Here is a 16,583-nt window from a genome sequence, read left to right as displayed (position 1 = left end):
AACTTCGTTCACTCCTCGGTGGGGGTCAGGAGGTCGATGACCTCGTCAACGGAGGTGGCCGAGCGCAGTCGCGCGGCCCGCTCCTTGTCGGACAGCGTGGTGGCAAGCGCCGCCAGGAGCTTGACGTGCTCGTCGCTGTTCGAGGCGATCGGGATCACGACATTGACGGTGTTCCCGTCCCAGTCGATGCCCTCGGGGTACTGGAGGAAGCCCAGGGCGGCCGAGTTGATGTGGGCTCGGGCCTCGTTGGTGCCGTGGGGAATCGCGACGCCCTGGCCCAGGAAGGTCGTGGTCTGCAGCTCACGGGCGAGCATCCCGTCGATGTAGGCGGGTTCCGCGGCGCCGGAGGTCACGAGGACCTGACCCGCCTGGCGGATGGCGTCGTCCTTGCCGGTCGCGGTCAGCCCTAGCCGGATGTTCTGTCGCGGCAGGATGCCGGGGGCGAGCCGCTTCTTGGGGCGGGCGAGAGTCGCGGTGGTCGCGGCGGGTGCCGCTGCCGACGAGATCGGCTCCCCCTCGGCGTCGCCGACACCGGTCGCGGTGAGGGTGCGTCCCTCACGGATCGCGAGCTCGACGCGGTCGAAGGCCGGGTCCCCGAGGTACGAGGCGAAGGGGACGACGACGGTGCCGGGGACACGCTTGCCGGCCCGGTCCGCGAGGCCCTCGTGGGTCAGCACGACCTGCGCGTCGGTGGGGATCTGATCGACCGGCGTGTGGACAACCTCGACGCCGTAGGGGGCAAGGCGCTTGCGCATCTGGCTGGCCACCATGACCGAGGAGCCCATGCCTGCGTCGCACGCGATGACCACCTTGCGGACGTCAGAACCGAGGATGCTCACGCCGTCGCCGAGCGAGCCGGAGGATGCCAGGGCCGCCGCTTCGGCCTCGACCGAGTCGTCGGAGCCCCGTCCGAACTTCAGGAGGGCGGAGGTCACCAGGAATGAGACGACGGCGGCGGTCAGCACGGTGAGGATCATCGGGAGATGACCACCGGGAGGCGTCACCGCGAAGTAGGCCAGGATCGATCCGGGCGACGGCGGGCCGGCCAGCCCGGCACCGGTGGCGGTGGCGACGAACAGGCCGGACATGGAGCCGGCGATCATGCCCAGGAGCATCACCGGGCGCATGAGGATGTAAGGGAAGTAGATCTCGTGGATCCCGCCCAGGAAGTGGATGACGATGGCGCCGGAGGTGGAGGCGCGCAGAGACCGGGGTCCGAACAGCATGAAGGCGGTCAGCAGGCCGAGGCCCGCGCCCGGGTTGGACTCCACCATGTAGAGGATCGACTTGCCCGTCTCCGCCACGTCGAGCGCGGCCAGCGGCGTGAAGATGCCGTGGTTGATGGCGTTGTTGAGGAACAGCACCTTGCCGGGCTCGACGAACAGTGACGCCAGCGGCAGCAGGTTCGCGGCCACCAGCCAGTTCACGCCGGCCGACAGCACGCCGACGATGGCCGCCACCACGGGGCCGACGCCCAGGGTGCCGACGATCGCCAGCAGCATGCCGATGATGCCGAGCGAGAAGTTGTCCACCACCATCTCGAAGCCGGCGCGGACCTTGCCCTCGACAGCCCGGTCGAACTGCTTCAGCGCCCAGCCGGCGAGGGGACCCATGATCATCGCGCCGAGGAACATCGGCGTCCCGCTCAGGGTGGCGAACTCCGTGATGCCGCCGATGATCACGCCGGCGGTGGCGATGGCACCGACGACCGCGCCGCGGTTCCCGTGCACCATCTTGCCGCCGGTGTGGCCGATCAGGATGGGCAGGAGAAAGTACAGCATGGGGCCGACCAGGCCGGCCAGCGTGGCGTTCGGCAGCCAGCCTGTCTCGATGAACATCGCCGTGATCAGGCCCCAGGCGATGAAGGCGCCGATGTTCGGCATGATCATGCCGGCCAGGTAGCCGCCAAATTTCTGAATCCGGGCGCGGAGGCCGGGTCCTTCAAGGTTCTTGTTGACGCGTGCGTCAGGAAGAGCGGTCATCATCTACTCCCGTACTCGGCCGGGCAGCGCCTCGATGCGCAGCCGGGTGGGGGTTGCCCACACCGCAATCTTGAAGGCAAAACCAACAGAAGTCAAGTAAACCGGAGAACTTTAATGTTGGATCGTGTTGTTTTTGGAGCCTGGGCAACCAAAAGGGCCCGCGACGCGCGTCGCGGGCCCTCAGGTCGTGGAACAGGTCAGCGGGAAGCCGAACCCTCGACGTAGTCGGCGTCGTCGGTCTTGACCCAGCTCATCAGCCCACGGAGCTGACGGCCGGTCTCCTCGATCGGGTGGGCCTCACCCTTGGCACGCAGCTCCTTGAACTCGGGCGCACCCGCATCCTGATCGTCGATGAAACGCTGGGCGAACGCGCCGGTCTGGATGTCGGTGAGCACCGCCTTCATGTTCTCCTTCACCCTGGCATCGATGACTCGCGGGCCGGAGACGTAGTCGCCGTACTCCGCGGTGTCCGAAACGCTCCAGCGCTGCTTGGCGATGCCGCCCTCGTACATGAGGTCCACGATGAGCTTCAACTCGTGCAGGCACTCGAAGTAGGCCACCTCTGGCTGGTAGCCGGCCTCGACCAACGTCTCGAAACCGGCCTGGACCAGCGCCGACGCGCCGCCGCACAGGACGGCCTGCTCTCCGAACAGGTCCGTCTCGGTCTCCTCGGTGAAGGTGGTCTTGATCCCGCCTGCGCGCAGCGCACCGATCGCCTTGGCGTAGCTGAGCGCCAGCGGCCAGGCATTGCCGGTCTCGTCCTTCTCCACTGCGATGATCGCGGGCACGCCGCGTCCGTTGGTGTACTCGCGGCGCACCAGGTGCCCCGGGCCCTTGGGCGCCACCATGCACACGTCGACGCCCTCAGGCGGGGTGATGTAGCCGAAGCGGATGTTGAAGCCGTGGGCGAAGAACAGCGCGTCACCCTTGGTGAGGTGGGGCTCGATCTCCTCCTTGTACACGGTGCGCTGGACCTGATCGGGGGCCAGGATCATGATGAGGTCGGCCTCCTCGACGGCCTCAGCGACGGGGAGCACCCGAAGGCCCTCGGCCTCGGCCTTGGCGGCCGACGGTGAGCCAGGGCGAAGGCCCACGCGCACATCGACGCCCGAGTCGCGCAGCGACAGCGCGTGCGCATGCCCCTGCGAGCCGTAGCCGATGACGGCGACGTGGCGACCTTGGATGATCGACAGGTCGGCATCCTGGTCGTAGAACATTTCTGCCATGGGTTCTCCTTCTTCGGTTTCTACTTAGCCTTGTGTTCGGACATGCTCCTGGCGCCTCGGGTGAGCGCCACCTGCCCGGACTGGACGAGTTCGATGATGCCGTGCGGCGCGAGCATCTCCAGCAGGGCGGCGAGCTTCTCGTCGCTGCCGGTGGCCTCGACGGTGATGGACTCCGCCGAGACGTCCACGGCCTTGCCCCGGAACAGGCCCACGACGTCGATGACCTGGCTGCGGCTCTGCACGTCCGCACGGACCTTCACCAGCATCATCTCGCGCCTCACGGCCGAATCCCCGAGCTCGAGGACCTTGCGCACCTCGATGAGCTTGTTGAGCTGCTTGACGATCTGCTCGAGGGCGGCGCTGTCCTCGACCTGGGCCACCACCGTCATCCGCGAGACCTCCTCGCGTTCCGTGGGACCCACGGCGAGAGACTGGATGTTGAACCCGCGGCGCGAGAAGAGCGCCGCGATCCGGGTCAGCACGCCTGGGCGGTTGGCGACCAGGATGCTCAGGGTGTGGTTGTTCACAGCACTTCCTCTTCCCATTCGGGGGCCATGTCGCGGGCCACGCGGATCTCGTCGTTGCTGACACCGGCGGGCACCATCGGCCACACCATGGCGTCCTTGTGCACGACGAACTCCACAACCACCGGCTTGTCGTTGATCTCGAGCGCCTGCTGGATAACCGCATCCATCTCCACCTCATTGGTGGCGCGTAGCCCCACGCACCCCATCGCCTCGGCGAGCATGGGGAAGTTGGGCAGCGACTCGGTCATCAGGTCCGTGTTCGAGTACCGGCCCTCGTAGAACAGCGACTGCCATTGGCGGACCATGCCCAGCGCGTGGTTGTTGATGATGGCGATCTTGATGGGGATGTTGTTCAGCGCGCAGGTGACCAGCTCCTGGTTGGTCATCTGGAAGCAGCCGTCCCCGTCGATGCCCCACACCGTGGTGTCCGGGTTGGCCACCTTCGCGCCCATCGCGGCCGGCACGCAGAAGCCCATAGTGCCCGCTCCCCCGGAGTTGATCCAGGTGCCTGGTTTCTCGTGGGGCAGGAAGTGGGCGCACCACATCTGGTGCTGCCCCACGCCGGAGGCGTAGATGGTGTCCGCCGGGCTCAGCTCGCCGATGCGTTTGATGACCTCCTGGGGCGACAGCCGCCCGTCGGGCGCCTCCTCCCAGCGGGGCTGGTAGCGGGCCTTCATGAGGCCCAGCTGACGGCGCCAGGCGTCGGCCTCCGGAGCCGGGTAGGCCTCGATCGCCTCGTTGAGTTCCTTGAGCGTCTCCCTGACATCGCCCACGATGGGGATGTCCACCGCCTTGTTCTTGCCGATCTCGGCCGGGTCCACATCGGCGTGGATGACCTTGGCGTGGGGGGCGAAGCTGTCCAGCTTGCCCGTGACGCGGTCGTCGAAGCGGGTGCCCAGCGCGATGAGCAGATCGGACTTCTGCAGCGCACCGACGGCGGCGACGGTGCCGTGCATGCCCGGCATGCCCATGTTCAGCTCGTGGCTGTCCGGGAACTGGCCCCGTGCCATGAGCGTGGTGACGACGGGGATCCTGGTCTTGGCCACGAACTCGGCCAACTCCGGCGCGGCCTTGGCCAGGCCGACGCCACCGCCGACGTACAGCACGGGGCGCTTCGACTCCGAGATCAGCTTGGCGGCCGCCCGCACCTGCCGCGCGTGCGGCTTCACCGTGGGTCGGTAGCCGGGGAGGTCCAGCTCCAGCGGCCACACGAAGGGAGCGGTGTGCACCATCGCGTCCTTGGCGATGTCCACCAACACCGGACCCGGCCGGCCCGTCGCGGCGATGTGGAACGCCTCCTTGATGGCCAGCGGGATGTCCTCGACGCGCTTGATCAGGAAGCTGTGCTTCGTGATAGGCATCGTGATGCCTCGGATGTCGGCCTCCTGGAAGGCGTCCGTGCCAATGGAGTGGCTGTTGACCTGGCCGGTGATGGCAACGAGCGGGGTCGAGTCCATGTAGGCGTTGGCGATCGGCGTGACGAGGTTGGTGGCGCCCGGGCCCGAGGTGGCGATGCAGACACCGACCCGGCCTGAGCTCATCGCGTAGCCCTCAGCGGCGTGGCCCGCGCCCTGCTCGTGACGCACCAGGATGTGGCGGATCTTCGAGTCGAACAGCGGATCGTAGGCGGGGAGAATGGCGCCGCCGGGAATCCCGAAGGCTACATCGACACCCATTCGTTCCAGTGACTCGACGAGGGCCTGCGCCCCCGTCATGACCTGACCGTCCGTCTGTGTCATGCGCCTCTCCCTTCGTTGATCGCTCGCACTGTTGTCATCCCAAGAAAAAACCCCCGCTGCCCGTATCGGGCACACGAGGGAGCGCTTCGGTTCGTTGATGAGCCGAAACGCTTAGGGAATTACGAGCCAGCTAGTGGGCATGGGTACATGCTTGCCGGTGACGTGGCCGGCTGTCAAGCATTGGTGCCGCGTGGTCCGAAATGTAAGACGGCGGGCAGGACCTGAGTCCTGCCCGCCGTCTGAGCCCAGTGGGCGGTGTCACTCGGTGACGGTGGCCGACTTCGCGGAGGGGTACTTGATGGTGGTCAGGGCCCAGCCGATGATGGCGAACAGGAGGCCGAGGCCGATGACGAGCGCCGCGATGCCGTAGGACACCACAGAGGTGAACAGCGACGCGCGCAGGAACGAGGCGTTCATGGCGGTGGTGCGCTGCGCGGTGTATTCCTCAGCGGCGGCGGTGTCGCCGGCTTCGTTGGCCTCGCGGGCCAGCGCGCCGAGCTCGGCGTAGGTCTTGCCGCCGGCGCCGTCGAGGGCGTGGTGGTTGATGATGTCGGCCTGCGCGAAGGCGCTGAGGGGGCCGGCGACGGGCTTGCCTGCGTAGGCGCCGCCCATGAATGTGGAGTCACCCGGAACGGTGATGTTCTCCGCGGCCAGCTGCGAGCTGACGGTGCCCCAGGTGAGGGCGCCAGCGACGATCATGACGATTCCGGCGACAATGGAGAGGATCCCGGCGATCTTGGTGGCCTTCATGAAGGTCCCTTTCTCTTTCTTTACGGGACGCGTCCACGTCCCTTGATACACATCAATGTAGACCAGCCTGTCTAGACCCTAACCGGGGGGTGGTATTGCCAGGGGACGTTGATCCGTTAGGGCGCCCCACCCACCCTGGCCCATACCCCGTCCAGGTCTGAGGTCACCGGCCCCCGGAGGCCCGCGATGCCAGGATTGTGCGCGTAGCGAGGCAGCACGTGGACGTGCGTGTGGAGGACCTCCTGACCGGAGACCGGCCCAGCGTTGGACAGGATGTTGCACGCGTCGGCGCCGAGCCGCTCCTTGAGGAGTCTGCCGACGCGGGCCACCGCGGGGCCGATCTCGGCGAGCACCATGTCATCGGCTAGGGCATCGGCGGTGTGGCGGCGGGGCACCACCAGGGTATGGCCCTCCTGCCAGGGCTGGATGTCCAGGAACGCGACAGCGACGTCGTCCTCGTAGATCATCCGGGCCGGGATGTCACCGGCGACGATGGCGCAGAACAGACACTCCATGGCTCTCCTCCTTCTCTATCGGACCTCGAAGCCTGCCTCGCGCAGGCCGGCCTTGACCTGATCGACGGTGAGTCGTTGGTAGTGGAACACGCTGGCGGCCAGCACGGCGTCGGCGCCGGCCTCGGCCGCCCGCACGAAGTGCTCGATCGTCCCGGCGCCGCCTGAGGCGATCAGCGGCACGTCCACCACGGCCCGCACGGCCCGGATCATCTCGAGGTCGAAGCCGTCGGTGGTGCCGTCGGCGTCCATCGAGTTGAGGAGCACCTCCCCCACGCCGCGCGCGCAGGCCTCTTTCGCCCAAGCCAGGGCGTCGACGCCCGCCGAGCGACGCCCGCCGTGGGTGGTGACGCCGAATCCCGAGGGCATCCCTTCCTCGCGCCGGGCGTCCACGGACAGGACCAGGACCTGGTTGCCGAAGGTGCGCGAGATCTCGTCGATGACCCCCGGCCGCGCCAGCGCGCCGGTGTTGATGCCCACCTTGTCCGCCCCGCTGCGCAGCAGGAGATCCACATCCGCCACCTCCCGCACCCCGCCTCCGACCGTCAGGGGGATGAACACGGTCTCCGCGCAGCGCGCCACCATGTCGCGGGTGGTGGCCCGGCCATCGGAGGAGGCCGAGATGTCGAGGAAGGTCAGCTCGTCGGCTCCCTCGGCCGAGTAGCGCGCGGCCAGCTCGACGGGGTCCCCCGCGTCGCGCAACTGACGGAAGTTCACACCCTTGACCACGCGACCGTCGTGGACGTCGAGGCAGGGGATCACGCGCAGAGCTACGGCCATGGGGGCAAACCTAATCCTCCGTCAGGTCCGCCGCCACCACGCCGCGACGCATGGCGTCGGCCGCCTCACGGCAGGTGCGCCGGAGATCGCCGGGCCCGGTGGCGGTGGCCAACTGCCCGGCCAGGTCGATCACCTGGCGCACCCAGCGGACGAAGTCTCCCGCCGAGAGGCCGGTGTGCCGGAGCACCTTGGACAGGTCCTGCCCGCTGGCCCACCTCCAGGCCGCCTCTGCGAACCCGATGTCCGGCTCCCGCCCGCGGTCCCGGTGGTGGACCCGCTCCAGCCGTCCCACCTCGAGCCACACGGCGCGCAGCTCGGACTGGGCCCTTTCGGACGCCGCGTCGGGCATCCGGGGCGGCGCCGCGTCGCGCGTGGGGCGCGATTCGTACAGCAGCGTCGAGAGCACGGCCGCGAGCTGCGGTGGGGTGAGGCCGGCGAAGGTGTCGCGGCGGACACACTCGGCGGCCACCAGGTCCAGCTCGTTGTAGATCCGTCGCAGCATCCTGCCGGCGTCGGTCAGCTCATCGCCGTCGAGGTAACCCAGCGCCTCGAGCACCGCCGTGACCCTGTCGAACTGGGTGCCCAGCGAGTTCGCGCGGCCGGTCACCTCGGCATCCGTGCGCTCGGCCTCGCGCTCAAGGCGCAGCACCCGGGCCGCCTCCACCGCGTGCTCCTCCCGCTCCGGGCATTGATGGCACGGATGCGCCTTCAGCTCGCCCCTCAGCTGCCTGATCTCCCGGGCCACCGCCTCGTCGCTCGGGAGGGCGGTGTCCGGGATGCTCGGGTCGAGCTGCTCCAGCTTGGTTTCCATCGCGGTCAGCAACGAACGCCTGTCCTTGCGCTCCCGCAGGGAGAAGTCGCGCGGCACCCGGACGCGGCCCACGGGGAGCAGCGGGCCGGGGAGATCGTGTGGCTCCAGCTTGAGGACGGTGTGATCGGCGCTGATCACCTGCACCCACGGGTCCGCGCCCCGATGCGCCCTCTGCCCCACCTTCAGCACCACGGACCATCCTTGCCGCGGCACGTGGACCAGATCGCCTGCGAACAGGGTGGTGATGCTGTCGGCCACCGCCTCGTCGTGCTCGGCGCTCCGAGCCTTCGACGAGGCCGCCTCCAGCCTGGAGATCTGGTCGCGCAGCCGCGCGTAGGTCATGAAGTCGCCCAGGTGACACTGGGCTGCGTCCTGCGCGTCTCGCAGCTCGGCCTGGCGCCGCCTCCCGACGCGTGCCGCGGTCACCACGGACTTGTCGGTCTGGAACTGCGCGAACGACTGGTTGAGCAGGTCCCGGGCACGCTCGCGCCCTAGCGTGGCCATCAGGTTGACGGCCATGTTGTAGGTGGGGGCGAAGCTGGAGCGCAGCGGATAGGTGCGCCGCGAGGCGAGGCCGGCCACGGCGCGGGGGTCCATGCCCGCCTGCCACAGGACCACCGCATGCCCCTCGACGTCGATGCCACGACGCCCCGCGCGGCCGGTCAGCTGCGTGTACTCCCCCGGGGTGATATCCGCGTGGCTCTCGCCGTTGTACTTGACCAGCTTCTCCAGCACGACGGTGCGGGCGGGCATGTTGATGCCCAGCGCAAGCGTCTCCGTCGCGAAGACGATCTTGAGTGCCCCCGTCGCAAAGGCCTCCTCGACGATCGCCTTGAAGGCGGGCAGCTGCCCCGCGTGGTGCGCCGCGACACCCGCCTGCAGCGCGTCCCTGAAGGCCTCGAACTCCAAGGCCTCCAGGTCCTGGGCGCTGAGCCCCGCCACGTGACGGTCCGCGATGCTCCCGAGAAGGGCGGCCTCCCCGCGGCTGGTGAGCCTGATCCCGGCGTCGTGGACCTGCCGCACCGCGGCGTCGCAGCCCACCCGGGAGAAGATGAAGTAGATGGCGGGCAGCAGGGAGCCGCCCTCCAGGGCGATCGCCACCTCGCCGCGGCTCGTGGGACGCCCCGCGAAACGCGGATGGGTGGCGCCGCCGTACTGTCCGGAGCCCTGGCCCTGTCCGGTCTTGCCGCGCCCGCTCCGGCCGCGGGGGCGCCGCGAGTCGTCGCGCACCCGGGATGCCTCGTTCCTGCTCACCTGCAGCAGCTCGCGGTTGACCCTGGCCATCCGCTCGGCGGGCAGTTCCGTGGCGGTGGGGGCCACCCCGTCGAACAGGTCCAGGAGGCGACGTCCCACCAGGACGTGCTGGAAGAGCGGCACGGGGCGGCGTTCGGAGACCACCACGGAGAACTCACCCCGCACGGTGCGCAGCCACTCGCCGAAGTCTTCGACGTTGCTGACGGTGGCCGAGAGGGCCACGATCTGCACCGAGTCCGCCAGACCGAGGATCACCTCCTCCCACACCGGCCCACGGAACCGGTCCGCCAGGTAGTGGACCTCGTCCATCACCACGAAGCCGAGGTTCCCGAGCGTGGGCGAGCCCGCGTAGATCATGTTCCGCAGCACCTCGGTGGTCATCACCACGATCTGCGCCTCGGAGTTGACCGAGATGTCTCCAGTGAGCAGCCCGACCCGTTCTGGGCCGTAGCGGTCAACCAGGTCGTGGTACTTCTGGTTGGAAAGCGCCTTGATGGGGGTGGTGTAGAAGCACTTGCGGGACCTGGTGAGCGCGAGGTGGACGGCGAACTCCCCCACCACGGTCTTACCTGCGCCAGTGGGAGCGGCGACCAGCACCCCGCGGCCTAGCCCAAGCTCGCGGCAGCCGTCGATCTGGTACTCGTCCAGGCCGAACGGATAGAGGGCGGCGAACTCGCGCACCTCGTCTGGCAGGGCGTCAGTGCTCACCCATCAAACCTAGTGTCCTGCGTCAAGAGTTCGTGCGATTTCCGGCGCCCCAGCGGCGCCTCGCGGCGTTCTCCTCGCTCGACGAACGACCAAGTGCTACTTCGCTCGTCGGCCTTGCGACCCATCCGCTGGGACACCGGCACTCATCAACGAACCCCTGACGCAGGACACTAGCAGCGCTTCCTCCCGGCCCGGTTCAGGCGACGATGAGGCGCAGCACCCCTGGATGCGATTCCACCTTGGCGGGCACGTCGCCCATCTCCTCGCCGTCGCCCATGAGGAACAGGTCGTTCCCGTCAACCTCGACGGTGCGCGCCCTGAGCCGCTCCACCACAGGTGAGTTCACGAAGCTGCCGTTGTAGGTGAGCGGGAGCAGGCGCAGCAGCTTCCCGCGTGAGGCCTTGTGGATGATGGTCACATCCAGCAGCCCATCGGCCGCGTCCGCGTCCGGGGAGATCTGCATCCCGCCGCCGAAAACGCCGGTGTTGCACACGGCCACCAGCATGGCCTCGACCTCGCGGGGCTCGCCGTCGATGACGAGCCGGTAGGTGAGCGGGGAGAAGTGCACCAGCTCACGCAGCGCGATGTAGCCGTAGCTGAGGGGGCCCAGGCGGAGACGGATGTCGTTGGTGGCCCGGTTGACGCGCGCGTCGTAGCCGCTGGAGACCACGGCGCCCACGTAGCGGGAGCCGCTGGAGTTGGTGAGCAGGGACAGGTCCATCACGCGCACCTTTCCCCGCACCAGTGCCTCCACTGATTCCTTGATCGAGCCGGGCACACCGGCGCCCCGCGCGAAGTCGTTGCCCGTCCCGGCCGGGATGACGGCCAGGGTGGCGTCGGTGTCTGCGCAGGCGTTGAGGCCGAGATGGGCCATGCCGTCTCCGCCCATGACGGCCACCACGTCACCCTCGCGCGCGATCAGCGCGGCAGACCTGGTGAGGTCCCGGGCCTGCTCGTAGGACGTCGACGTGACGACGTGCAGCTCTGCGTCGGTGACGCCCTCCTGGAGGCGACGGACCACCTTGGGGAGGGCCCGTCCGGCGCGTCCGCCGCCGGATTGTTGGTTGCAGACGACGGTGACCAGCCGTCGCTTGGCGAGCTCGCGGCTCACTTCCCGTCGTCCAGGTCCACTGCGAACTCGCCGGCCGTCTCCTCGGAGATGCCCCGCCTGCGGTCCCAGACACGGCAGATCATCTCGGCGATCAGGAACATCACCGACAGCGGCACCGCCAGCGCAAGCATGGAGAACGGGTCTGTTGACGGGGTCGCGATGGCGGCGAAGACCACGCTGCCGAACATCACGAACTTCCTGGCCTGCCGCAGCTGGTAGCCGCGCACGACGCCGGCCATGTTGAGCCCCACCAGGATGACGGGGAGCAGGAAGGACAGGCCGAAGACCAGGATGACCTTGAGCTCCATGGCAAGGAAGCTGCTCATCTCGAGCAGGTTGACGATGTCCATGTCCTGGGGCGTGAAGCTGAGGAGCACCGTGATGCCCTTGGGCCACACGAAGTAGCCCAGAGCCGCGCCGCTGAGGAACAGCGGCAGGGCCGCGCCGACGAAGCCGAGAGCGTACTTCTTCTCCTTGGACACCAGTCCAGGTGCGACGAAGCTCCACACCTGGTAGAGCCACACGGGGCTGGACAGCACGATGCCACCGGCGACACAGGCGATGACCGCGAGCGTGAACGGTGACACCACGCCGTCGTTGACGATCATGGTCTGCGCGTCCGGCCGCAGGTTCTTGAGCTCGTCGACCGCCGAGTAGTACGGGGCCATGATGATGGCGATCAGTTCGGTGTAGAACAGGATGCAGGAGAGGGCGGCAATGGTGATGGCCAGCGCGGAGACGGTCACGCGGTAGCGCAGCTCCCGCAGATGGTCCGTCAGCGACATCGTGCCGCCGGGGCCGCCGTCCGGGGGCCGCAGCCAGGCGAGCCGACGCGGCTTCGTCGCCGGCTCAGTGGGTGCGGCGGACACGATCAGCTTTCGGCGGGGGGCTTGCGATCGATCTCGGGCTGAACGATCTCGGCGTCGACGACCTCATCCGTGGTGGTCTTGGGCTCCTCGACGCTCTTCACCTCTTCCTTGAACTCGCGGATCGAACGGCCGACTCCCTTGCCCAGGCCCGCCAGACGCGAGCCTCCGAACAGCAGCAGGGCAACGGCCAGAATGATGAGCCATTCCATCCCTCCGGGCATGAATGATTCTCCTGTCTGCAGCGGCGCGCCACTGCGAGTGATGGTGTTCAGTCTACTTCAGTGATCTCGAGGGCAGATCGAGCTGCCCGATGAGGACGCCGATCTCCTCGGCGCGCTTCCTGACGACTGCGACCTCGGCCATCACGTCGTCCATCTTGTGCCTCAGCATCACGGCGTACACCGCGACGGCGACGAACCCCAGCACGGCGATTCCGCCCACTACCGCTACCCAGATCACCGGGCCGATGCTACCCGACCGCGTCGGGGTAGAGGGCAAGGGCCTCAACGGCCGTGGCCCTCGCCGCCGCGCTCATCGCGTCGTCCGAGACGGATCGGACCTGGTCGCCGAGGCGCAGGAGCAGCGAGACCGCCCATTGGGTCGATGCCACGGGGAAGGTGACCTCGATCCCGTCCTCCGATTCCTGGACCGACGTGGTCGGAAAGTACTCGGTGATCCAGCGGGCGCTCGGGGCCACCGTGATCGTCAGCCGCCTCGCCACGTCGTCGAACCAGGCCGACGGGGGCTCGCCTCGATCGTCCGCCTTGTCGTCGAGCACGTCCACACCCTCGATGCGGTCCAGCCGGAAGGACCTCCAGGCTTCGCGGGGCCTGCTCCACGCGTCGAGGTAGGTGAAGCCTGCGACGAAGTGGAGCCGGGCCGGTTCGACGACGGCCTCCGATGGCCCGGTGCGCCCCGGGGTGCGGTAGGTCAGGCGCACCGCGCGGCGCGCCGCGATGGCGGCGGCCAACTCGGAGCGCCGGCCCGGGTCGGTCGCGGCCACGGCCACCTGGACCCGCTGCCCCTCCCTTCCGACTGCGGCCTCGAGCTTGGCCAGGGCGGAACGGGCGGCGTCCGATTCCCCCGCCACCTCCACCACGAGGCGCAGCGCGGCAAGCAGGCCCGCTGCCTCGACGGGCCGGAGGCGCAGTGGTCGACGGAGGACCTCGGCGTTGCGGAAGTAGACGTGCCCCTCCTCCCGAGCGGCCTCGATGTCGACGTCGAACAGGTCGTCGTAGTAGCCCCCCGGCAGCCCGCAGAACTGCAACACCTCCAGGTCCCTGACCACCTGGGCGGGTGTCGTGCCGAAGACCCGTGCCACCTCCGCCACGGCCACGCCCTGGTGGGCGGACAGGTAGGGCACCATCCGCAGCATCCGCGCAACCTGCTCCTCGGCCCTCACGACGCCATCCTCCTCAGCCGCTCGATGACCTGGCGGCGCAGGTCCGGGGGCGCGAGCACGATCGCATCTGTCCCGGAGGCCGCCACCTCGTCGACGATGGCGCTCTCACTGCTCAGTCGAATCCGGTGGGCGCTGAAACCCGGCGGCAGTTCGGCAGGCCACTCGACCGGCTCGATCGCCTGCCAGGCGTGCGCGGCGTCATTCCGGAGGCCGATCACCGCGGTCACCTCAAAGGTGGGTTCGAGGCGGGCCGCCCTGTCGTCGACGTCGTCGGGCACGACGAAGGAGCCGGGTTTCCCCGTGCGGCCGGCCGGGGCCGTCATCCGGCCCAGCTTGAAGAAGCGGTCAGCCTGCCGATCCGGGTCCAAGCCGAAGACGTACCACTGTCCGCGCCGCTGGATCAGCTTCCAGGGTTGGAGCCGCCGCGGCGCCCCGCCGTACCCGAAGCTCACCTCGGTACGGGTGAGGACCGCCTCGTAGACCTCGTCGAAGTTGGGGTCGCGGACCGCCACGCGCGGCGCCACAGTGGGGACCAGAGCCGGGTCCGGGGCCGCCCCGCCGGCCTGGAGGGTCTCGAACGCCTGCGCGGTGTGCTCCGCGGCGACGGAGTCCTGCCAGACCTGCCCCGCCACCCCCAGGGACGCCAGTTCCTCCGGGGTGAACGTCAGCGGGGGGAGCTCGAACTCGCTGCGGATGATCCGGTAGCCGCTCTCCTCGTCGGAGTCGGGGTTGTTCGAGCCCGTCTCGATGGGCACGCCCAATCCGCGCAGGTCCTCCTTGTCGCGTTCGAACTGGCGCTCGAAGCCCACCACCGTCCCGCCGCGGTAGCCCTCCACCATGTGACGCAACTCGCGTTTGGTCAGGTAACGGCGGGTGCTGAGCAGCGCGATGAGCAGGTTCAGCAACCGCTCGGATTTCCTCGCCGACATGACACCTCCGCCACCCAGGCTATCTGCACCGGGGTCTCGGAGGCGTCAACCCGCCTAGGGGTGGCAGCATGGACGACGTGCCCCACGTCGACCGCTACGCGCCCAGCCCCACCTCGGACCTGCACGTCGGCAACCTGCGCACAGCTCTGGCTGGATGGCTGCTGGCCCGTCACGCGGGCGGGTCATGGCTGATGCGGATCGAGGACCTCGACGCACAGCGGGTGCGGGCCGCCGACGGCGTGGAGGCCCGGCAGCTTGCCGACCTCCGTGTCCTGGGGCTCACCTGGGACGGAGAGGTGCTCCGCCAGTCGGAGCGCCTGGACCTGTACCGGGACGCGGTGGCGTCGCTGCCCACCTACGAGTGCTACTGCACTCGCCGCGAGATCGCGGAGGCGTCCTCGGCGCCGCACGGGGCCCATCGACCATATCCCGGCACCTGCAGGGGGCTCACCGCCGCTGAGCGGGCCGAGCGCAGGAGAGCCCGCCCGCCTGCCATCCGGGTGGACTCGCGCGGGGAGAGCTACACCGTCGAGGACGCCACGGCCGGATCTGTCACCGGCCTGGTCGACGACTTCGTCCTGGTCCGCAACGACGGGCAGTTCGCGTACAACCTCGCCTCGGTGGTCGACGACATCGGCTCTGCCGTCACGCACATCACCCGCGGCGAGGACCTGCTGGCGTCCGCGCCACGTCAGGCCTGGCTCACCGAACGCCTGGGTGCGCGCCCCGCACGGTACGCGCACGTGGGGTTGGTGACCAACGAGCAGGGCCGCCGTCTCGCCAAACGCGACGGTGCGGTGTCGTTGGCAGACCTGGGAGACCACACCCCGGCCGACGTGATGGCCCTTCTGTGCACATCGCTGGGGCTGGACGGCTGCCGCACGGCGCAGGAAGCGCTGGCCGCCATGCCAGGCGACCAGCGCTTCTTCTCGTCCGCTGTGTGGGGAGGCGGGATGCTCCGCCCGCTCAGCCCTGCACGTTGAGGATGTCGATCACGTAGACCAGCGTCTGAGCGGGTGCGAGTGTGGGCGTCGCCTGCGGCAGTCCGTCCGGGTAGGCCATGGCCGGGGGCACCACCAGCATGACGCGGGAGCCGCCGGTCTGACCCAGCAGGCCCTCGGTCCAGCCGGGGATCAGATTGGCCAGGGGGCCCTCCTGTGGCTGCCAGGCATCCTGCCAGAGCTGTCCGTCCGCGTAGGTCCAGGCGCGGTAGCGCACCTGGATGGTGGAGGCCTCGGTGATGGCCGCCCCGGGACCCTTGATCAGGGGCGCGACGGTCAGCTCAGCCGGGGCCGCGACCCCGTCCACCACTGTCAGCTCCGGCTTGCCGTCGGTCATGGTGACGGTGGGCAGACCAGCGGCCGGGGTGACAGCCTCGCCGGTGGCGTCGTCGAAGTTGGCCGAGAGGATGTCCACGACGAAGACGATCGAATCACCGGCGGAGATGCTGCCGTCCTGGGTGCCGTCGGGGTAGCCGTCCTCGCTGGGCATCGCGATGAGCACTCGCGAACCCACCGCCTGTCCCTCGAGTCCCTTCTGGAAGCCCGCCACGACCCCCTCGAGGGAGAAGGTGGCGGCCTCGCCGCGCTCGTAGGAGCTGTCGAAGACCTCACCCGTGGTGCCGTTGACGCCCACATAGTTCAGCGTGACCACCGAGCTGGCGGACAGCTTCTGCGCGCCGCCCTCCCGCAGTACCTGCGACTGGGTGGAGGAGATGCCCCACGGGGCCGGCACGGTGATCTCCGGGACGTCCCCGTCGCTGACCTCGATCAGGCTGAGATCAGCCGACGGGCTCACCGACACGGCCGGGCTGGCGCTTGCGCTCGGAGAAGCGCTTGCGGAAGCCACCGACGGCGAAGCCGAGGGCGAGTCTGTGCCCTCCGGGCTGGTGCAGGCGGTGAGGGCGATCAGGGACGCCGTGGCCGTGGCCAGGACGGCGCGGCGCAGCGTGCGGGCGGAGAATGTCACGCCGGAATGTTAACC

Annotated in this window: 16 protein-coding genes; 1 reads left to right on the top strand and 15 read right to left on the bottom strand. The window is 68.9% G+C overall.

Features of this window, described 5'->3' with window-relative positions; genetic code table 11:
* Positions 1 to 8: 8 nt before the first annotated feature.
* The 14 genes from H5398_RS06940 to H5398_RS06875 form a co-directional block, all read right to left on the bottom strand.
* Positions 9 to 1,982: a PTS mannitol transporter subunit IICBA gene (locus H5398_RS06940; protein WP_182799490.1), complete on the bottom strand. Its 1,974-nt coding sequence runs from the start codon at positions 1,980 to 1,982 to the stop codon at positions 9 to 11.
* Between the two features lie 197 nt (positions 1,983 to 2,179).
* On the bottom strand, positions 2,180 to 3,208 hold the full coding sequence (gene ilvC, locus H5398_RS06935) for a ketol-acid reductoisomerase (RefSeq protein WP_182783943.1): 1,029 nt from the start codon (positions 3,206 to 3,208) through the stop codon (positions 2,180 to 2,182).
* Positions 3,209 to 3,228: 20 nt separating this feature from the next.
* Positions 3,229 to 3,735 carry an acetolactate synthase small subunit gene (ilvN, locus tag H5398_RS06930; protein WP_182783941.1) on the bottom strand — a complete coding sequence of 169 codons (507 nt, stop codon included), beginning with the start codon at positions 3,733 to 3,735 and terminating at the stop codon, positions 3,229 to 3,231.
* The gene (locus tag H5398_RS06925) at positions 3,732 to 5,474 is read right to left on the bottom strand and encodes an acetolactate synthase large subunit (RefSeq protein ID WP_182783940.1); all 1,743 of its coding nucleotides are present in this window, start codon (positions 5,472 to 5,474) and stop codon (positions 3,732 to 3,734) included. The genes ilvN and H5398_RS06925 overlap by 4 nt, the downstream gene beginning before the upstream one ends.
* 258 nt (positions 5,475 to 5,732) lie before the next feature.
* A complete protein-coding gene (locus tag H5398_RS06920; protein WP_182783939.1) occupies positions 5,733 to 6,224 on the bottom strand; it encodes an aromatic ring-opening dioxygenase LigA in 492 nt (163 codons plus the stop codon).
* 116 nt (positions 6,225 to 6,340) lie between these two features.
* The gene (locus H5398_RS06915) at positions 6,341 to 6,739 is read right to left on the bottom strand and encodes an HIT family protein (RefSeq protein ID WP_182783936.1); all 399 of its coding nucleotides are present in this window, start codon (positions 6,737 to 6,739) and stop codon (positions 6,341 to 6,343) included.
* Positions 6,740 to 6,754: 15 nt separating this feature from the next.
* Positions 6,755 to 7,516: an imidazole glycerol phosphate synthase subunit HisF gene (gene hisF / locus H5398_RS06910; protein WP_182783934.1), complete on the bottom strand. Its 762-nt coding sequence runs from the start codon at positions 7,514 to 7,516 to the stop codon at positions 6,755 to 6,757.
* Between the two features lie 10 nt (positions 7,517 to 7,526).
* Positions 7,527 to 10,274 carry an RNA helicase gene (locus H5398_RS06905; RefSeq protein ID WP_182799572.1) on the bottom strand — a complete coding sequence of 916 codons (2,748 nt, stop codon included), beginning with the start codon at positions 10,272 to 10,274 and terminating at the stop codon, positions 7,527 to 7,529.
* A 211-nt stretch (positions 10,275 to 10,485) separates the two neighbouring features.
* On the bottom strand, positions 10,486 to 11,400 hold the full coding sequence (locus H5398_RS06900) for a diacylglycerol kinase family protein (RefSeq protein WP_182799489.1): 915 nt from the start codon (positions 11,398 to 11,400) through the stop codon (positions 10,486 to 10,488).
* The gene (tatC, locus tag H5398_RS06895) at positions 11,397 to 12,269 is read right to left on the bottom strand and encodes a twin-arginine translocase subunit TatC (RefSeq protein WP_370586080.1); all 873 of its coding nucleotides are present in this window, start codon (positions 12,267 to 12,269) and stop codon (positions 11,397 to 11,399) included. Before tatC ends, H5398_RS06900 begins: the two co-directional genes overlap by 4 nt.
* A 2-nt stretch (positions 12,270 to 12,271) precedes the next feature.
* The gene (gene tatA, locus H5398_RS06890; RefSeq protein WP_255422341.1) at positions 12,272 to 12,478 is read right to left on the bottom strand and encodes a twin-arginine translocase TatA/TatE family subunit; all 207 of its coding nucleotides are present in this window, start codon (positions 12,476 to 12,478) and stop codon (positions 12,272 to 12,274) included.
* A gap of 64 nt (positions 12,479 to 12,542) precedes the next feature.
* Entirely contained in the window at positions 12,543 to 12,728 is a 186-nt protein-coding gene (locus H5398_RS06885; RefSeq protein ID WP_182799488.1) for a hypothetical protein, read from the bottom strand.
* 10 nt (positions 12,729 to 12,738) lie between these two features.
* A complete protein-coding gene (locus tag H5398_RS17745) occupies positions 12,739 to 13,671 on the bottom strand; it encodes a WYL domain-containing protein (RefSeq protein ID WP_182799487.1) in 933 nt (310 codons plus the stop codon).
* On the bottom strand, positions 13,668 to 14,600 hold the full coding sequence (locus H5398_RS06875; protein WP_182783925.1) for a YafY family protein: 933 nt from the start codon (positions 14,598 to 14,600) through the stop codon (positions 13,668 to 13,670). Before H5398_RS06875 ends, H5398_RS17745 begins: the two co-directional genes overlap by 4 nt.
* Before the next feature lie 68 nt (positions 14,601 to 14,668).
* Between H5398_RS06875 and gluQRS the strand changes: the two genes are divergently transcribed.
* Positions 14,669 to 15,583 carry a tRNA glutamyl-Q(34) synthetase GluQRS gene (gene gluQRS, locus H5398_RS06870; RefSeq protein WP_182799486.1) on the top strand — a complete coding sequence of 305 codons (915 nt, stop codon included), beginning with the start codon at positions 14,669 to 14,671 and terminating at the stop codon, positions 15,581 to 15,583.
* Here gluQRS and H5398_RS06865 read toward each other — a convergent pair.
* On the bottom strand, positions 15,567 to 16,568 hold the full coding sequence (locus H5398_RS06865; RefSeq protein ID WP_182783920.1) for an FKBP-type peptidyl-prolyl cis-trans isomerase: 1,002 nt from the start codon (positions 16,566 to 16,568) through the stop codon (positions 15,567 to 15,569). The two genes, gluQRS and H5398_RS06865, sit on opposite strands and share 17 nt — an antisense overlap.
* Positions 16,569 to 16,583: the final 15 nt, after the last annotated feature.

Source organism: Tessaracoccus sp. MC1679, from assembly GCF_014164775.1.
GTDB lineage: Bacteria > Actinomycetota > Actinomycetes > Propionibacteriales > Propionibacteriaceae > Arachnia.
The sequence above is the reverse complement of the archived record's forward strand: the minus strand, read 5'-3'. Positions and strand labels throughout refer to the sequence as shown.